Origin of the sequence: Roseovarius aestuarii, from assembly GCF_019966515.1 — a bacterium.
Lineage (GTDB): Bacteria > Pseudomonadota > Alphaproteobacteria > Rhodobacterales > Rhodobacteraceae > Roseovarius > Roseovarius aestuarii.
Map to the genome: position 1 here is coordinate 55,419 of NZ_JAIMIB010000015.1, position 17,745 is coordinate 73,163.

16 protein-coding genes are annotated in these 17,745 nt (G+C 60.6%); 10 read left to right on the forward strand and 6 right to left on the reverse strand.

From position 1 onward, the window contains the following. Positions 1–17 precede the first annotated feature (17 nt). The gene (locus tag LC334_RS16585) at positions 18–1,046 is read right to left on the reverse strand and encodes a permease (RefSeq protein ID WP_223413039.1); all 1,029 of its coding nucleotides are present in this window, start codon (positions 1,044–1,046) and stop codon (positions 18–20) included. A gap of 96 nt (positions 1,047–1,142) precedes the next feature. Here LC334_RS16585 and LC334_RS16590 point away from each other — a divergent pair, with 96 nt between their 5' ends. Continuing rightward, positions 1,143–2,012: a LysR family transcriptional regulator gene (locus LC334_RS16590; protein WP_085799722.1), complete on the forward strand. Its 870-nt coding sequence runs from the start codon at positions 1,143–1,145 to the stop codon at positions 2,010–2,012. A 17-nt stretch (positions 2,013–2,029) separates the two neighbouring features. Here LC334_RS16590 and LC334_RS16595 read toward each other — a convergent pair whose 3' ends face one another. Together LC334_RS16595 and LC334_RS16600 are read right to left on the reverse strand one after the other, a co-directional pair. Then, positions 2,030–2,425 (reverse strand): cell division protein ZapA, encoded by a 396-nt coding sequence (locus tag LC334_RS16595; RefSeq protein WP_085799723.1) that lies wholly within the window; start codon positions 2,423–2,425, stop codon positions 2,030–2,032. Then, complete coding sequence (locus LC334_RS16600) at positions 2,425–2,928, reverse strand: hypothetical protein (protein ID WP_085799724.1); 504 nt, start codon at positions 2,926–2,928, stop codon at positions 2,425–2,427. The genes LC334_RS16595 and LC334_RS16600 overlap by 1 nt, the downstream gene beginning before the upstream one ends. A gap of 189 nt (positions 2,929–3,117) precedes the next feature. Between LC334_RS16600 and tkt the strand changes: the two genes are divergently transcribed. Next, on the forward strand, positions 3,118–5,166 hold the full coding sequence (tkt, locus tag LC334_RS16605) for a transketolase (RefSeq protein ID WP_085799725.1): 2,049 nt from the start codon (positions 3,118–3,120) through the stop codon (positions 5,164–5,166). 77 nt (positions 5,167–5,243) lie between these two features. Here the strand turns inward: tkt and LC334_RS16610 are convergent, their stop codons facing one another. Next, positions 5,244–6,410: an aromatic ring-hydroxylating oxygenase subunit alpha gene (locus tag LC334_RS16610; protein ID WP_085799726.1), complete on the reverse strand. Its 1,167-nt coding sequence runs from the start codon at positions 6,408–6,410 to the stop codon at positions 5,244–5,246. Further along, positions 6,407–7,186: a sulfotransferase-like domain-containing protein gene (locus tag LC334_RS16615; RefSeq protein ID WP_085799727.1), complete on the reverse strand. Its 780-nt coding sequence runs from the start codon at positions 7,184–7,186 to the stop codon at positions 6,407–6,409. The genes LC334_RS16610 and LC334_RS16615 overlap by 4 nt, the downstream gene beginning before the upstream one ends. 67 nt (positions 7,187–7,253) lie before the next feature. Here LC334_RS16615 and LC334_RS16620 point away from each other — a divergent pair, with 67 nt between their 5' ends. The 3 genes from LC334_RS16620 to LC334_RS16630 are packed head-to-tail and all read left to right on the forward strand — an operon-like array spanning position 7,254 to position 10,903. Beyond that, the gene (locus LC334_RS16620; protein WP_085799728.1) at positions 7,254–7,877 is read left to right on the forward strand and encodes a helix-turn-helix domain-containing protein; all 624 of its coding nucleotides are present in this window, start codon (positions 7,254–7,256) and stop codon (positions 7,875–7,877) included. Positions 7,878–7,880: 3 nt separating this feature from the next. Further along, entirely contained in the window at positions 7,881–10,277 is a 2,397-nt protein-coding gene (locus LC334_RS16625; RefSeq protein WP_085799729.1) for a GcvT family protein, read from the forward strand. After that, entirely contained in the window at positions 10,274–10,903 is a 630-nt protein-coding gene (locus tag LC334_RS16630; RefSeq protein WP_085799730.1) for a class I SAM-dependent DNA methyltransferase, read from the forward strand. Before LC334_RS16625 ends, LC334_RS16630 begins: the two co-directional genes overlap by 4 nt. 148 nt (positions 10,904–11,051) lie before the next feature. Here the strand turns inward: LC334_RS16630 and LC334_RS16635 are convergent, their stop codons facing one another. Next, entirely contained in the window at positions 11,052–13,448 is a 2,397-nt protein-coding gene (locus LC334_RS16635) for a GcvT family protein (protein WP_085799731.1), read from the reverse strand. Between the two features lie 83 nt (positions 13,449–13,531). Between LC334_RS16635 and LC334_RS23205 the strand changes: the two genes are divergently transcribed. The 5 genes from LC334_RS23205 to LC334_RS16660 all read left to right on the forward strand — a co-directional run bounded on the left by LC334_RS23205 (position 13,532) and on the right by LC334_RS16660 (position 17,693). Next, positions 13,532–14,419 (forward strand): MurR/RpiR family transcriptional regulator, encoded by an 888-nt coding sequence (locus tag LC334_RS23205; RefSeq protein WP_085799732.1) that lies wholly within the window; start codon positions 13,532–13,534, stop codon positions 14,417–14,419. A 4-nt stretch (positions 14,420–14,423) separates the two neighbouring features. Continuing rightward, positions 14,424–15,257 (forward strand): transporter substrate-binding domain-containing protein, encoded by an 834-nt coding sequence (locus LC334_RS16645; RefSeq protein ID WP_085799733.1) that lies wholly within the window; start codon positions 14,424–14,426, stop codon positions 15,255–15,257. Between the two features lie 62 nt (positions 15,258–15,319). After that, a complete protein-coding gene (locus LC334_RS16650) occupies positions 15,320–16,066 on the forward strand; it encodes an amino acid ABC transporter permease (RefSeq protein WP_085799734.1) in 747 nt (248 codons plus the stop codon). Continuing rightward, positions 16,063–16,950 (forward strand): amino acid ABC transporter permease, encoded by an 888-nt coding sequence (locus LC334_RS16655; RefSeq protein ID WP_085799735.1) that lies wholly within the window; start codon positions 16,063–16,065, stop codon positions 16,948–16,950. The genes LC334_RS16650 and LC334_RS16655 overlap by 4 nt, the downstream gene beginning before the upstream one ends. Then, the gene (locus LC334_RS16660; RefSeq protein ID WP_085799736.1) at positions 16,947–17,693 is read left to right on the forward strand and encodes an amino acid ABC transporter ATP-binding protein; all 747 of its coding nucleotides are present in this window, start codon (positions 16,947–16,949) and stop codon (positions 17,691–17,693) included. Before LC334_RS16655 ends, LC334_RS16660 begins: the two co-directional genes overlap by 4 nt. Positions 17,694–17,745: the final 52 nt, after the last annotated feature.

Genomic DNA, 17,745 nt, shown 5'->3' on the forward strand with positions numbered 1-17,745 from the left:
TCGCGCAGACGCATGTGTCAGAGAGACAGCAAAACAGCGTCAAACCCGTATCCGGCGAGCAATGATCCGATGAGTGCCAGCACGAGATAGAGCAGGAAGGGCGGCAGGCGCAGCACCGGGAAGATCGCCATCGCGCCCCAGATGCTGACCACCCCGCCCGAGACCAGAAACCCCATCGCCGCGCCCTGGGACATGCCGTGATCGATCAGCGCACGGGTCAGTGGCAGGGCCGCATAGCCATCCACATAGGCCGGCGCCCCCACGAAGACGGCCAGCGGGATCGCCCAGGCTGTGTCGCGCCCGACATAATTGGTCAGCGCCTCGGGCTGCAGCAAGGAATTCAGCACATGCTCGGCCGCGAAGGCCGGGATCAGGCAGATCAGGATAAGCCGTGTCGTCGCCCAGAGCTGCCGGGCAAAGACCTCGCGCCGCTCGGCGTCGTTCCAGATCGCTACCCGAAACGGCAGCGCCTCCGCACATCGCGTCGCCACGATACGCCCGACGATCCCGTTTTGCCGCAACGGGGCAGCCGCCCAACCGGCGCGGGAAAACAGCCAGGTCCCCGTGCCACCCAGAAGGCCAAGGCAGAAGGCGGCAACCGTCTTACCGATGGCAAAGCTCAGCCCCAGGGTCGCCGCCGTGGTGGCCAGCATCGCCGGGTCCGTTACCGGCGACGACAGCCAGAAGGCCATCACCGGCGCCAGTGGTACACCGCCCGCCAGAAGCCCCGCCATCAGCGGCAGCACGGTGACGCCGCAAACCGGCGTGACCGCCCCCACCGCCGAGGCGGCAAGGATTGCCCAACCCATGCGCCCCTCGAAGAGTTTGGCAATCCGCTTGTCGGCGCCGCTGGCGATAATCCAGGCCGCCAGCAGGATCCCGGGGATGACCAGGGGCGAGATAACAATCAGGCTGTGGATGACGAAGAGAACCATCTGCCACACCGCCTGAGGCCAGAAAAGCGCGGCAATTGACGTGCTTGCGACGCCGACCAGTATGCAGGTTTGAACGTTGCTCAGACGCGGTTGCCGATCTGCCCGTTCCATCATATGAGCCTTTCTTTCGCTTGATCATTGCAAATATGCGCGCCGGTGAGATAAAAGAAAAACGAATAATTCTTCTTTCAGGTATGCGGAATTCATATGGATAGACTGGAAAGCGATCTGCTGCGCACCTTTCTCGCCGTGGCCGAGACCGGCAGCATGACGCTGGGGGCCGCGCGCATCCTGCGTACCCAGTCCGCCGCCAGCCTCCAGATCAAACGGCTTGAAGAGACGTTGGGTCAGCCGGTGTTTCAGCGTCACGGACGCGGCGTTACCCTGACACCGGTGGGTGAACGCCTTGTGCCCATCGCCCGGCAGGTAACCGCCGCGCTGGACACCACCCTGCGCCAGCTGACCGCTGATGCCATGACCGGGAAAATGCGGCTCGGCGTTCCCGACGATCACAGCCACGATACGCTGGCGCCGATTATCGCCGAATTCGCCCAATCTCACCCCTCGGTCGAGCTTGAGGTCATCTGCGATCTCAGCGCGCGATTTCCAGGGATGCTGGAAAGTGGCAGGCTGGATCTGGCAGTTTATGAGGTGCTTGCGCCGCCTGACCCGTCCGCTGTTCTTTGGCGCGACCAGACCCATTGGGTGACATCGCGTCATCACGATCTCCTGGCACAAAGCCCCCTGCCCGTCGCATTATTTGACCGCGATTGCTGGTGGCGCGACGCGGCTCGCGACGCGCTGAACGACATGAACCGCCCTTACCGCGTGATCTATTCAAGCCAAAGCGTGCAGGGGATTACCGCTGCGGTCGAAGCGGGTGTTGCGGTCGCCCTGCTGGGTAGCGGCGCGCTGAACGACCGGATTGTTCCGCTGGGTCCCGATCGGGGCTTTCCTAAAATGCCCGGATCCAACCTGATTCTGGACCGGTCGGGCCCAGATACCCCGGCCCGCCAGAGCATCGAGGCGACGATCCGCAAGGCATTCAAACAGCGCCGCAATCACGCGGTTCGTTAAGGTCAGCGTGGCCCCGCTCAGCTTGCGAGTTTACCGTCTACGGTCTCGGCCAGCGCCTCGGCTCGGGCGGCGATTTCCGCCAGCGTATCGGTCACATGTCCCGGCACCACCGGCACCTCGACGCGCTCGGCTTCGGGTTGAGGTGCGCTGCGCAACCGTTCCAGTTCGGCCTCTTTCTCGGCCATGCGGTCTTCGACTTCGCGCAGCTTGTCCTGCACCCCCGCCGTCTTGTCCGCCAGCATCAGCCCGGCCATCAGCAGCATTCGCGCTTCGGGAATGCGCCCGATTTGCGCTGTGAGCACCGAAGCCTCCTCATCGAGCATCTTGGCTGCAGCCTTCAGATAGTGCTCTTCGCCTTCCTGACAGGCCACTTCAAAGCTTCGGCCACCAATTTCAACAGATACTTCGGGCATCAGGCATCCTCCGCTTCGCTGGTCTCAACGCCGGCCGCCCCGGCAATCAGACGGCTGAGATCGGCCATCACCAGATCAGCCTCGGCACGGTCGGCGGCCCGGGCGGCGCGCAGCCCCTCAAGCTCGGCCAGCATGGATTTGTTGATCAGATGCGGCTCGGTCACACCGGCCTCATTTGCTTCTCGCAGCGCCTTGTTGTTGTCGCGCAATTGCTGGTTGGCCTTGCGCAGCGATTGCAGCTCGTGATCGAGCTTGCGCATGGCATTGGCCTGTTCAGCGCGCGCGCCCTCTTCTGCCGCCGCACGCTCTTTCTGTTTTTGGCTCAGCGCTTTCAGCCGTTCCTCAAGCTGCAAGCTGACCAGCTTTTCATCTTCCAGCTCTTTGGTCAGCGCCTCCAACGCCTGCGCATCGCCACTGCCGGCCGAGCCCACCCCGTCCAGCCCCTGTCCAATCCGGTCCAGCGCTGCGGTGATCCGCCGCTGAAGCTCGTCTATCTGGCTCATTGCCCCACCCCCTTCAACTCATGTTTCCACACCGATGCGAATCGCGACCGGGTTTGACTAACCTTAAGTCTATTCATTTGCCGGGTAAAATGCGCCCCCATAACGTGTTGATCGTCAGGCCGGGTTGATCTTTGGGCACGGGCTGATATTCACCCGATATCTGTTGCCACTGCCAAAGGAAAACGCCCCGTGGACATCGCCGCCCTGCGCCAAGCCAATCCCGATCACTGGAACAAGGCCGCCGCCATCCGCGCGCTGACCCTTGATGCCGTTCACGCCGCCAATTCCGGCCATTCCGGGATGCCGATGGGCATGGCGGACGTCGCCACGGTTCTGTTCGAGAAACATCTGAAATTCGATGCCGCAGCGCCCAACTGGCCGGACCGTGACAGGTTCATTCTGTCGGCGGGCCACGGCTCGATGCTGCTGTATTCGCTGCTGCATCTGACCGGCTACGAAGGGATGGAGCTGGATCAGATCAAGAGCTTCCGCCAATGGGGTGCGCGAACGGCGGGGCACCCGGAAAACTTTCTGCATGACGGGATCGAGACCACCACCGGCCCGCTGGGTCAGGGCATTTCCAATGCGGTCGGCTTTGCCATGGCCGAGGAGATCCTGCGCGCGCGCTACGGTCGCAAGCTGGTCGATCACTACACCTATGCCATCGCCGGTGACGGCTGCCTGATGGAGGGCGTCAGCCACGAGGCGATCGGTCTGGCCGGTCGTCATTCCTTAGGCAAGCTGATCGTGCTGTGGGACAACAACGACATCACAATCGACGGCAAGGTATCGCTGTCGGACAAGACCGATCAGGTCAAACGCTTCCGGGCGGCGGGCTGGCAGGTTCTGGAAATCGACGGCCATAACCCGACCGAGATCGACGCGGCGCTGACGGCGGCGAAGAAAACCAAGAAGCCGACAATGATCGCCTGCAAAACCCATATCGCCATCGGGCACGCGGCGCAGGACACCTCTAAGGGCCACGGCGCGCTGACCGATGAGGCGCAGATGGCCGCCGCCAAAGCCGCCTATGGCTGGACCACCGGGCCGTTCGAGGTGCCCGATGACATCAAATCCGCCTGGGAAGCGATCGGCAGTCGCGGTGCCAGCGATCACGCAGACTGGAAAGCGCGCTTTGCCGAGGTGTCCGAACGGCGGCAGGCCGAGTTCACCCGCATTTTCGCAGGCGATGCTCCGGCCAAGCTCTCGGCCCGAATCAAGGCATTGAAAAAACAGATTTCCGAGGAAAAACCGAAAGTTGCGACCCGTAAGTCATCTGAAATGGTGCTGGAAGTGGTCAACCCGATCATGCCCGAAACCGTTGGTGGCTCTGCCGACCTGACCGGTTCGAACAACACCAAGACCGGCGATCTGGGCGTTTTCGACACCGATAACCGCAAGGGCCGCTATATCTACTGGGGCATCCGTGAACATGGCATGGCCGCGGCCATGAACGGCATGGCGCTGCATGGCGGTATCCGCCCCTATGGCGGCACCTTCATGTGCTTCACCGACTACGCCCGCCCGGCCATGCGTCTGGCGGCGCTAATGAAGGTGCCAACGGTGTTCGTGATGACCCATGACAGCATCGGTCTGGGTGAAGACGGCCCCACGCACCAGCCGGTCGAGCATCTGGCGATCAGCCGCGCCACTCCCAACACGATGGTCTTCCGGCCTTGCGATACGGTCGAGACCGCCGAGGCGTGGGAACTGGCCCTCAGTTCGAAATCCACACCGTCGGTGCTGTCACTGACCCGCCAGGGTCTGCCGACACTGCGGCATGAGCACAAGAACAAGAACCTCTCGGCCCAGGGCGCTTATGTGCTGGCCGATGCGGACGGCAAACGCCAGGCCATCCTGATCGCCACCGGTTCCGAGGTCGAGATAGCGATGAAGGCCCGCGACATGTTGCAGGCCGCAGGCATCGGCACGCGGGTTGTCTCTATGCCCTGCATGGAGCTTTTTGCCGATCAGGACGAGGCCTATCGCAAGCGCGTCCTGCCCGGCGGGCCGGTCCGCGTGGGCGTCGAGGCCGCAGTGCAGCAAGGCTGGGATCGCTGGCTTCTGGGCGAACGTGGCCGCGAGGCCAAGGCCGGGTTTGTGGGCATGGACAGTTTCGGTGCCTCCGCGCCGGCGGGCACCTTGTTCGAAAAATTCGGCATCACCGCCGAGGCCGTCGCCGAGAAGGTGAAATCACTGCTCTGTTCCACATCTCCAGAAGGCGTTCTTGCCGGTTGATCCGGCGAGAACGTCACCTGATCGTCACGACAGAGCTACGCCCGCGCCGACCGGTCCCGGAAAACGGCAGAATTTGCTCAGGACAATATCCGCTCGATCACGCGCCGCCCAAAATCATGGGTTGGCCCTTCCCAATGCGGGCTCAGACGGCCCCCGTCATAGGCGGGTGACAAGCGCCCCTGCTGTAGCAGTTCCAACATGCCCAGATCCTCGCGGTTCAGGTCGTCCCACATTTTCAGGGTCGCTTCGCGCGCCTGCTTGTAGTCGTCCGATGTCGCCGCCTCCCCGATCAGGAAGACATGCAGCTCTTCGCGGGTTTTGTCCGGCGCCACCGGATAGCTGACCAGAACCGAAAACTGATCGGGAAATACTTCGGCAGCAAAATGGGGAAAGCACAGGAACCAGAGGCCGCGTTTGGCATCTTCTTCCGACAGGCCGGGATAATGCGGCAGACCTTCGCCGCGACCTTCTTCGAGTTCGGGAAAGATATAGTCGTTGTAAAACACATGCCGGTCCCATTCGCCTGACCACCTTACATTCATCGGGGCGAATTTCAGCAGCTTTGGATGGACACAGAAGACGTGATAGCCTTCCATGTAATTCTCATAGACCAGCTTCCAGTTGGCATTCACTTCGAAGTCGAGCTTTCCCGCCCAGCTTATGGACGAGAAATCATACTGGCCGGTCCGTTCAAGCAGCGGCTTGAGCCACTGCACCAGAGGCTCGGCATCACCCGAGACATTGACGAAGATACAGCCGTTCCACGTCTCGCACCGCACCTCCATCAGGTCCAGCTTGTCACCACCACCATCCTCGAACTTATCCACCACATTGGGACCGCTGAAATGCGGGCGCGAGCGCAGCTTACCGTTCAGCCCATAGCTCCACGCATGGTAGGGGCAGGTCAGTGTCGGTTTCCTGCAGGGTTCGGTCACAAGTTTGGCGCCGCGATGCCTGCAAACATTGTGAAAGCCCCTGATCGTGCCGTCCCGGTCGCGCAGGATAATCAGGGGCACACCGCCGATCTCGATCGGCTTCATGTCGCCCGGCTCAGGCAATTCCGCCTCGGCCCCGGCAAAGACCCAGGCGCGGCGAAAGCAATGCTCCTGTTCCAGCTTCAGCCATTCATCCGACCAATAGGCCGCATTCGGCAACCCGCTGGCCTCTTCAATCGGTGCAAACGCCTGTGCCAGACCGTCTTCGCCGATAAGTTCTACTACTTTCTGTCGAATATCTGTCGTCATCCGGTCACCACCTCGGGGCGCAGCCTGTGGGTGTGAAGCGCGCGATAGTGCGCCATGAATACGTCGTAATGTCGCGAGAGGTTCTCGGGCAGATCACCAGGGTCCACGTGTTTGCGCGGGATCGGTTTCAGCCCGTCACTGTCACGCAGCGAGGCATGCCAGATCTCGTCATTGCCATCATACCACAGCACATCATCCCGCGCGCCCGGTTCCCATGACAGGGCGTCGCGGAGGAAAGGAATGCCGATGGCATCACAATAGCTGCGCACCATCCTATCAGGGTTTTCAAGCAAATCGTCGCTGTCCAGAACCGGCGGTTTTTGCCCCTGTCCGCGCAGCAGATCAAAAAGCGCTTGCTGTGGCCCAAAACCGATTTCATGCGCTTCGAACCCGTCACCCATACCGGCTTTCTCGTAAGAGCGGTGCAAAGACGCCAGCACCTTGGCCGGATCGCGAATAAGAAAACTGTGGGTGATCCGGCTCAGGAACCCATCATCCCACAGGTGGTCGGTATGATGCGGCATGTCCTTGACGAAGACCGGGCGCTTCTTGGCCGCCTCCTGAATATCATCCCAGATCTTTTCAAATGTCGCCTCGGGGCGCTGCCGCTCCGGCGGCGCGGGTCGCGGCGCGCGGGCCTCGGGGCCCTGATACCACGCCATCCCGAAAGGTTCATGGAAACAGGCCAGATCACCGCGCTGGCGCATCATCCACTCGAACGCGGTCGAGGTCGAGCGCGGCGTCGCCCAGAGAAAGTAGATCGGATGTACCTTCATGCTGCAATGATCCAACAAAATCGGCTCACTTATTGCCCTATAGGAAAATTTCTGGCAGAAAATTCTCATGAGCGTCAAGAAAAATGCGATCACACCTCAAAATTCCGCCCTGACGCAATTGGGCGACGACCTGCGCGGCTTACGTAAGGCGCAGGGGCTGACATTGGAGGATCTGGCTGCAACCAGTGGCAAATCCGTCTCGTTCATCTCCAAGATTGAACGCGGGCAGGCCAAGCCATCCGTCACCACCTTGCAGGAGCTTGCCGGGGCATTGGGCGTCCCCGTGGGGTGGTTTTTTGAAACTGACGGCCCCGCGCCTGCCGATGAACGCCCCTATATCGTGCGCGCCAACAGACGCCGCAAGCTAAGTTACTCGGGCCTGACATCAACAGATTACATGGGGTTCGAAGATCATCTGCTTTCGGCCAGTCTCGACGGGCAGCTCGCGCTTGGCATCTCGACCTACCAGCCGGGCGGAAACACCGGTGATGAGCTTTACACGCATACAGGCGAGGAGGCCGGGCTGATACTCAAAGGCCAGATCGACCTGCATATCGAGGACAAGGTTTTCCGGCTCGAGGCCGGTGACAGCTTTTCCTTCGCCGCCAGCCTGCCCCATCGCTACTCCAATCCCGGCGACAGCAAGGCGCAGATCGTCTGGGCCAATACGCCAGTCAATCTGCGAAGGTAGCCCATGCAAAGCCACGCGCGCGTCGTCGTCATCGGGGGTGGCAACATGGGGGCCGGGGTACTCTATCACCTCGCCCATATGCGCTGGACCGATTGTGTGCTGATCGAAAAGGCCGAGCTGACCAGCGGCGCCACCTGGCACGCCGCCGGTCTGGTCAGCCGGATGATTGGCGGGCAGGCCCTGGGTACGATGCATGACTACGCCGTTGATCTTTACAAACGGATCGAGGCCGAGACCGAAGTAGGCGTCAGCTGGCACGGGTGCGGCTCGCTCAGGGTAGCGACCAGCCCCGAGCATATGGACTGGATCAACCACATTCGCGATGCCGTTCTGGCCCGAGGACAGGCGGCCGAAATCATCGACGCCGCCGAAGTGGCCCGCCTGAACCCGCTTTACGACGTCAAGGCGGCCGGTGTTCTGGGCGCGATCCGCACCACCGACGATGGCCATGTGGACCCCTCCGGCACCTGCCAGGCGATGGCCAAAGGCGCGCGGCAACTGGGGGCCAAAGTGATCCGCAATTGTCGCGTTACGAATACGCGGCAGCTAGCGTCGGGCGAGTGGGAGGTGGTGACCGAGCAAGGCACGATCATCACCGAGCATGTGGTCAACGCGGGCGGCTATCATGCCCGGCAGCTTGGGGCGATGGCCGGGCTGGACCTGCCAATCACGACGATGCTGCACCATTACGTTGTCACCGATGCCGTACCCGAATTCGACGGCATGGAGCATGAAATTCCGGTCACCCGCGATGATTACTTCTGTGGCTATGTCCGTCGCGAGCAGGGATCGGTGCTCATCGGTCTCTATGACAAACAGGACCCGCAAGCTGTCTGGCTGGAGGGTTGCCCGTGGGACAGCTGCAATGAGCTTTTCGACCCCAACTGGGACGGGATCACGCCCTGGCTCGAGAACTGTTTCGAACGGATGCCCGCGCTGACGCAACGCGGCATCAAACGGGTTGTGAATGGCGGCATCACCTATACGCCGGACGGCGCGATGATGCTGGGGCCCGCGCCGGGTTTGCGAAATTACTGGCTCGCCTGCGGCGCAACCGTGGGCATTGCCTGGGGCCCGGGCGCGGGCCGCGCGCTGGCACAATGGATGATCGACGGCTCTGCCGAAATCTCCACCCGCGCCTTTGATCCGCGCCGCTTTGGTTTTTGGGCCGATGCGGATTATGCCAAATCGCGTGCGACAGAGGATTACACGCTGCGGCAAGCTATGCCCTATCCACAGCATCAGCGTGAAAGTTGCCGGGGGATCAAAACCTCTGGCGCGCATGGCCGCACGACGGCCCTAGGCGCAACATTCGAAGAGGCCGGAGGATGGGAACGCCCGCGCCTTTATGCGCAAGAACCACTGGGGTGGCGGCGCACATCCGCCTTTGATCAGGTCGCCGCCGAGTGCCGCGCCGTGCGGCAGCATGTCAGTTTGGCCGATCTTTCCGCCTTTGCCAAATTTCGTATCGACGGACCGGGGGCCGAGGGCTGGCTCAACGCCGTCTGTGCCAACCGGATGCCACCGGTGGGACGTACCTGCCTCACGCTGCTACTGAACCGCAAGGGCACAATCGAAGGCGAGGCGACGATTGCCCGCACCGGTCCCGAGAGTTTCTATTTCGTCACCGGCGCCCCATCTGAGCGGCGGGTCTGGGACTGGCTGACCCTGCACTGCGGCGTGCCGATGGACGCGGTCACGATGACAAATGCCACTGACGAGATCGGCATTCTGTGCCTCGCCGGGCCAAAGGCACGCGAGGTATTAAGCGATTGTACAGCTGATGATGTCTCTGACACGGCGTTGCGCTGGCTGAGCTGTGCGGCGCTGACGGTGTCAGGTGTGCCGCTGCTGGCCCTGCGGCTCAGTTTTACCGGCGAGCTGGCATACGAGCTGCACGCGCCAAATGAACATCTGGGCGCGCTGTGGGATACGCTGTGGGAGGCGGGGCAACCGCATGGAATCGCGGCATTTGGTTCAAAGGCGCTGGATAGTCTGCGGCTGGAAAAGTTCTATCGCGGCGGACATGAACTGGCCAATGACGCAAGCCACAAGGATGTCGCGCAGGAGCGGTTTGCCGCGACAGACAAGAATTTCGTGGGCCGCGACGGCATGCTGGTCCGCCGCCCGCGCAAACGCATTGCCCTGCTGGCTCTGGAGGGCGAAGAAACCGACGCCCTGACTGGAGAGGCCGTGTTCCAAGCTGATAAACTTGTGGGGTCGGTCACCTCGGCGGCCTATGGGCACACGATCGGACGCTCCCTCGCCATCGCCTTTTTGACCGAGGGCGCGCGAGAGCCCGGAACCGTGCTGGAGGTGAACATACTCGGCAGGCGGATCAAGGCAAAGGTGCTGCCCGATGCTCCCTGGGACGCCAAAAATGAAAGGCTGAAAGCATGAGCGACAACAAGGTTCTCAAATCCTATGCCGCCTCAAGCCCCGAGGAACAGCAGGCCAGCTATGACACATGGGCCGACAGCTACGAACGCGACCTCTGCGCGATGGGATATCGCCTGCCCGCCCTTGCCGCCGGGGTCTTTGCGCGTTTTGTCCCACCTGATACCGGCCCTATTCTGGACGCAGGCTGCGGCGGCGGCATTCAGGCCGAGGTGCTGGCGCTTTTGGGCTACGGCCCACTGATCGGGCTGGACCTTTCCGAGGGGATGCTGAATGTCGCGCGGCAAAAAGGCATCTATGCCGAACTGCACCAGGGTGCCTTGGGCCCTCAATTGGACCTGCCTGATAACAGCATGGGGGCGGTTCTTTGTATTGGGACGATCACGCCGAACCATGCCCCACCCGAAAGCTTCGACGGGTTAATCCGCGTGGCCCGCCCCGGTGCGCCCATCGTGTTCAGCCTGCGTGATGATCGGGGCCAGGACCCCGAATACCCTACCCGCGTTTCAGCACTAATCCAGTCCGGAGCCTGGCACGAGGTCTGGACCAGCGACAGCTACCGCTCCATGCCCTATGGCGCCGAGACGGTCACACACCGCCTGCATGTATACCGAAAGACCGATGCCTGACGTTCCAGGCCAGAAGCCTCAGTGTTTCAGATAAGGGCACGGGTCAGGTTTTCCTATCGGTCCAATAGTCGTTCATGCGTTGACGATCTGCCGCGCTCCGCTCTACCCGAGGCAGCGTTTCGCCGGGCAGTCAATGATGGCACCTCTTTCATCCGCGCATCAAACGTCCATCGGGATCATAGAGCGGGCCGTTGGTGATCGTGGCGCCATGCATCATCCCGGCAATGTTAGCCTCAACCCGCATCCCGTCCCTGAGCGGTTCGGAAACGCTCCCCAGTGCGACGGGCCTGCCGACCCGATAGCCAAACGCGCATGAAGAGGTCTGGCCGATTATCCTACTGTTCAGATAAATTGGCTCATGACCGATAGGCGTTACGGATATCTCATCAAAGCAGAGCGAGACGATTTTCCGGATGACACCGGAGGCTGCCCGCTCCTGCAAGGCCTCAAAGCCGATAAATCCGCCGGATTTGCGCGTAGCAAAAGACAGCCCGGCCTCGGGCGGCGAGATATCGCTGTCAAGCTCGTGACCCATGGCGCAGAAACCCTTCTCGATCCGCATGGAGGTCTGCGCATAAAGGCCGGCGGCGGATGCACCGGCCCGGGTGAGCGCGGCATAGATCGCCTTGGTATCCCGGGCCTTGCAGGTGATCTCCCACCCCGCCTCGCCCACATAGGACATGCGCGCCGCCCGCGCTTGCACACCAGCGAGCTGTACGGTCCTGTGCTGGAAATATGTCAGCTCATTCAACTCGGTAGCCCCCAGCTCCGATGCGATCCGCGCCGCATCCGGACCCATCAGGCCAAGCACGGCATATTTCTCGGTGCTGTCTTCCAGCGCCACCTCAAACTCCTCGGCATGGCTTCGAAACCAGGCCAGGTCGCGCTTGATCGCATTTGTCCCGGTGAACAGGCGATAGTGATCCTGCGCAATCCGCTGCGCTGTCAGATCGCTTTCAAATGTGCCGCGATCGTTCAGCACCGCGGAGTAGATGACCGACCCCGGCCCGCGATTCATATGACTGGCGCAGGTCTTCAGCAGGAACGCTTCGGCGTCCGGCCCCGTCACCTCAATCTTGCCAAAGGAAGAGGCGTCGAAAACAGCAGCGTGCCGGCTTGCCGCCGCCACCTCGGCCTGAACGTTTTCAAACCAATCTGGTCGGTCAAAGCGCAATTGAGGTTCAGCTATCTTGCTGAAATAAAGCGGCCGCTCCCAGCCATAGAACTGGCCCATATGCGCGCCTGCCTGACGATATTCCTGATCCAGCGGCAGGGTTCGCAGGTTACGTGCCGTCTTTAGCTGCTTGCCGGGGTAGGCGATATCATAATGCGTGCCCAGTATCTCGGGCGCGCGGGCCATCAGGTGGTCGATATTGTTAAAGACCGGCGCAAAACGCTTGGCGTCAGCTTCGGTCAGATCATAGGCGGTGTGACCATACACGATGCAATGGGCCAGGTTCATCCCTGCCCCGCCGCCCGAGGCCATGCCGACCGAATTCATCCCGCACCCCAGGAACAGCCCACGGGTTTCGGCAACCTCCCCCAGCATGAACGTACCATCCGGGGTGAAACTTTCCGGCCCGTTCAGAAGCATCTTGACCTCCGCCGTCTCCAGCGGTGGCAGGCGGTGCAGCGCCAGCTCCATCATCGGTTCGAAATGATCCCAATCCTCGGGTAAGAGGCCGAATTCAAAACCCTCATCCAGAACACCCGGTGCGATTGGTTTGCCCATCGGCTCGAAACACCCGACCAACAGCCCGCCGCTGTCATCGCGGATATAGAGGTGGCTGTCATGGTCGCTGAGCGTGGGCATGTTACCGGTAATGCCGTCAATCGGCTTGGTCAGCAGATAGAAATGTTCGCAGGCCAGTGCAGGCACTTCGGCGCCTGTCATCGCGCCCAGTTCACGCGACCAGAGACCCGAACAGAGCGCGATCGCGTCGCACATCACCGTACCTTGTGTCGTTTCCACGCCTCTGATGCGCCCGTTTTCCGTGAGTATTCCAGTCACACCAATCTGTTCGAAAATCCCTGCACCCAGACCTCTGGCCGCCTTGACCAGCGCGGCACAAACATCACTGGGCGACACCCGTCCGTCATCCGGCGACCACACCGCGCCCAGCACGTCATTGGCATTCATCAACGGCCAGCGTTCTTTTGCTTCTGCCGCAGTAACCGACGTGGCATCAATCCCGTAGGCATGGGCCAAAGCCTCCTGCCGCTTGATATGGATCAGCCGGTCGGGATTGGTGGCGATCGATAATGAGCCCTTCTGAATCCAGCCCACGGATTGGCCGGTTTCCCTTTCCAGTTGACTATAGAGATCGACCGAATACTGGATCATCCGGGTCAGGTTGCGCGAATGCCGCAGCGCTCGGACCTGCGCTGCCGAATGCCAGGTTGTGCCCGAAGTCAGGCGATTGCGCTCCAGCAGCACCGCATCCCCCACCCCCATCTTGGCGAGGTGATAGAGCGTCGAACACCCCATGATCCCGCCGCCAATCACGACAACGCTGGCATGGTCGGGTGGAGCGGGTTGGGACATGGCAGCCTCGGCTTGACGATTCTTGTATCGTATGTTTCATTCATACCCATGATTGAAATGAATGCAACAAACCTGCCCGCGCCGTGTCTCAGTCGAAGCTGAAAGAACTGACACCGGGCAAACTCCAGACGCTCAGCCCGCAATTGCGCAAGGCTGCGCGGTATGTCGTCGAACACCCGGATGAAATCGCGACCCGGTCACAGCGTTTTGTTGCCGATACCGCCAAACTGCCCGCACCCACCTTCACCCGGCTGGCCCATGCCATCGGCTATGAAAGCTATGACGGTCTGCGCGAAACCTGCCGGATCGAGGTTTTGCAAAACCGCACCGTGCTGGCGGAAAAAGCGCGCAAACTCGTCGATACCAACAAGGAAGACGCGGGTTTCACCGTGCGCCATGCCGCTGCGACCATTCGCAACACCGAGGCGCTGATCGCCAGCCTCGATCCAACCACGCTCGACGCCGCCGCCCAGATGCTTTCGCGGGCGCGACGCGTGGCTCTGCTTGGTGTCATGAGCGCCCGGCCAATCATGGACTACGCCATGTATCTGGCCAACATGTCTCTGCCGGGTTGGCGGATACCGGGGCGCAGCGGTCATGGGCTGGCCAGCGATCTTGCCGACCTGAACGAACGGGATGTCGCCATCGTGTTCAGCATCGAGCCCTATGCCGCGCAAGCCGTCGATCTTGCCCGGAATGTGACTGAACAGGGCGTACCGCTGCTGACACTGACCGACAACCCCCTGTCGCCAGTCGCCGAACACGCGCGCCATTGCTTCTATATCGGGACGGAAAGTCCGCAATTTTTCCCCTCCCATGTCGCCGCAATGGTTTTTTTCGAGGCGATTATCGGTATGGTCATTCAGATGAAGGGAAACGAGGCGCAGCAACGCATTGCCGCAGTCGAACGGCAAAATCACAGATTAGGAGAATACTGGCAGGACAAACCCGCCAGAACAAAGGGAGTGTAAAGGAATGAAAAAGCTTATTAATTCAACGGTCAGTGGTTTGGCCCTTGCGGCAATGGCCGCGGGCAGCGTCAGCGCGCAATGCACCAATGACGTCTGGAACAAGGTGATGGAGCGCGGCAAGGTCGTGATCGGCGTCAAGGCTGATTACAAGCCTTGGGGGTTCCGCGACGAAAACGGCAATCTCGTGGGCATGGAAATCGACATGGCCAATGACGTCGCCGCCAAGATGGGTGTCGAGGTCGAATTGGTGCCGGTTCAATCGTCAAACCGGATGCAGTTCCTGGAGCAGGGCAAGATCGATATGATGATCGCCACGATGTCCGACCGTGCGGACCGCCGCGAAATCGTCGGTATTCCGGGGCCGAACTATTACACCTCGGGCACCAATGTGATGGCGCCCAAGGCGCTTGAATTCAGCAAGTGGGAAGATCTGGGCGGCAAGAAAGTTTGCGGCAAGCAAGGCGCCTTCTACAACCAGATCGTCGAAGAGCGGTATGGCGTGGAAATCGTGGCCTTCACGGGTAATGCCGAAGCCAAGCAGGCCCTGCGCGACAAGAAATGCGTGGCCTGGGTCTATGATGACAGTTCCATCGGGTCGGACCTCAGCTCTGGCAACTGGGAAGATTTCGAGATGCCGCTGGCGTCCGAAGATGACAACCCCTGGGGCTTGGCGGTACCTTTGGCCGAAGTGAACTGCGTCTTCGGCAACTTCATGTCCGGCTTGCAGTATAACTGGCACCGCGACGGCACGCTGATCGAGCTTGAGGCGAAATGGGGGATCAAGCCCACGGCCTATCTTGCAAAGGAAAATGAGCGCTACAGCGACTGGCTCAAATAATCCTGTCCACGTCAAAGCGCCCTCCCATCGTCGGGCGGGCGCAAACCTTACGGGACGGCTGAATGGAAGATTTCTTTCGCGAGCTGGCGGCGGACTATCCGCGCTGGAATTTCATCTGGATGTATGAAGACCGCCAGCAGGGCAAGGTGTTGGCCGGACTGTGGATGACGATCAAGCTCAGCGTGCTGTGCCTGATCTTCTCGGTTGTGATCGGCCTCGTAGGCGCGTGGATGCAAGGCGCGCGCTCGGCCGTGACCCGCGCCATCGTGCAGGGCTATATCCAGTTCTTCCGCAACACACCGCCGCTTGTGCAACTATTGTTCTTCTACTTTGCATTGGGTCAGTTCACCCCCGTCGTCGCCGGAGAAGACGGATGGACGGTCGAGCCGATCATCTCGAATGTGGGCTGGGCGGTCATCTCGCTCAGCTTTTTTGCCGGGGCGTTCAATGTCGAGATTTTCCGCGCCGGGATCGAAGCCGTGCCCGAATCCACCGTCGAGGCATCGGAATCGCTCGGCTTCAACCGGCTGCAGACATATCTCTACGTGGTGCTGCCTCTGGCCTTCCGGGTCTGTCTGCCCGCGCTCAACAACAATCTGGTCAATCTGGTCAAGACAACCACGCAGGCTTATGCCATCGCCGTGCCAGAGCTACTCTATCACTCGGTATCGATCTGGAATGATTACCCGTCGGCGCAATACCCGACCATGCTGATGTTGTTCGTCACCTATATCCTGCTGGTGGGTATTCTCGTCTTCGGGATGAGCCGCTGGGAACGCAGCATGAAAATTCTGGGGTATGGCACATGAAACGTATTGCTGGCATCAATTCCCCTGCCCGCAGCGATATGGCGGTGCTCAAACCCTTCGATGTGGCCGCACATGTGCCTGACGGGTTCCTCTTTACCCGCTGGATGGCGGCATTACCGTGGTGGACGCCTTTCGCACTAATGATGGCAATGGTTGTCTACCCGCAGATTGCCTATGCGCAAAGCAACTTCAGCACAGCAGAGGCGTTTGATGCTCTGTGGCGCTGGATGCCGTTCCTGCTGAAATCAGGTTTTTTCTTTAATGTGCTGATCTCGGTGCTGGCGATGACTATCGGCACGCTGGCCGGGGCCGCTTTGGGGCTGGCGCAAATCTCATTGCTGCGGCCGGTGCGGGCCGGGTCATGGTTCGTCACCCAGCTTTTCCGGAATTCGCCCTGGCTGGTGCTTCTCTTTATCGTCCTGCTGGCCTTTCCGTTCGAGATAAGGGCCTTCGGCGGCGTGATACGTATTCCGGACTGGATCAAGGGCGTCATCGGCCTCAGCCTGCCGGTGATGGCCAATATCTCCGAGGTGGTACGCGGCGCGGTGCAATCGGTTCCGACGGCACAGTGGGAGGCGGCCGAAAGCCTGGCCTTTACCCGCCGCCAGATCCTGTGGCAGATCATCCTGCCGCAATGTTACAAACGCATGCTGCCTCCCTGGATGAACTGGTATGCGATCCTGACAATGGCCACGCCACTGTGCAGCCTGCTGGGCATCGAAGAACTGATCACCCTCAGCCGTCAGGCGATGGAATCCGAAGACAACCATCCCGAATTGCTAGTCCCGTTCTTCGGCTTCGCGCTGCTGCTTTTCTTTGCCTATTGTTATCCCATTGCTCGCCTGACCATGCGGCTTGAGCGTAAATTCGCGGTGAAACTATGACCTGGACTGCTGACCAACCGATCGTTTCCATCAAGAAAGTGCACAAATCCTTCGGCACGCTCGAGGTGCTCAAAGGGGTTTCGCTGGATGTGATGAAGGGCGAGGTGATCTGTATCATCGGCCCGTCAGGCTCGGGTAAATCCACACTCATTCGCTGCATAAACGGGCTAAACGACATTCAGGGCGGGTCGATCACCGTAGAGGGGCAGGAAGTGCATACACCTGACCTCGACAAGCTGGCACTACGCAGGAAGGTCGGCATGGTGTTTCAGCAATATAACCTCTTTCCGCATAAGACGGCGCTTGAAAATGTAATGATGGCACCCGTCAAGGTGCTGCGACAGAACAAGGCCGATGTGGAGGCCCGAGCCCGTGCCCTGATGAAAAAGGTCAGGCTGGAAGGCAAAGAAGACAGCTACCCCGGTGAGTTGTCAGGCGGCCAGCAGCAACGGGTGGCTATCGCCCGGTCGCTGGCGATGAACCCCGATGTGATGCTGTTTGACGAGGTTACCGCCGCGCTCGACCCCGAAACGGTCAAAGAGGTTCTGGTCACGATCAAGGATCTTGCCGCCGAAGGCATGACCTGCATTCTTGTGACCCACGAGATGGGATTTGCCCGCGAGGTTGCGGACCATATCTATTTCACCGATCGCGGTGTCATCGTCGAACATGGCCCTCCTGCCACCTTCTTCGATGAAGCAAGCGACCCGAGAACCCAGGAATTCCTGGGGCAGATTCTATAGATATCCCGGCAGAAGAACCGGATGACCAGACGCAAGAAAGGGCCCCAAGGAG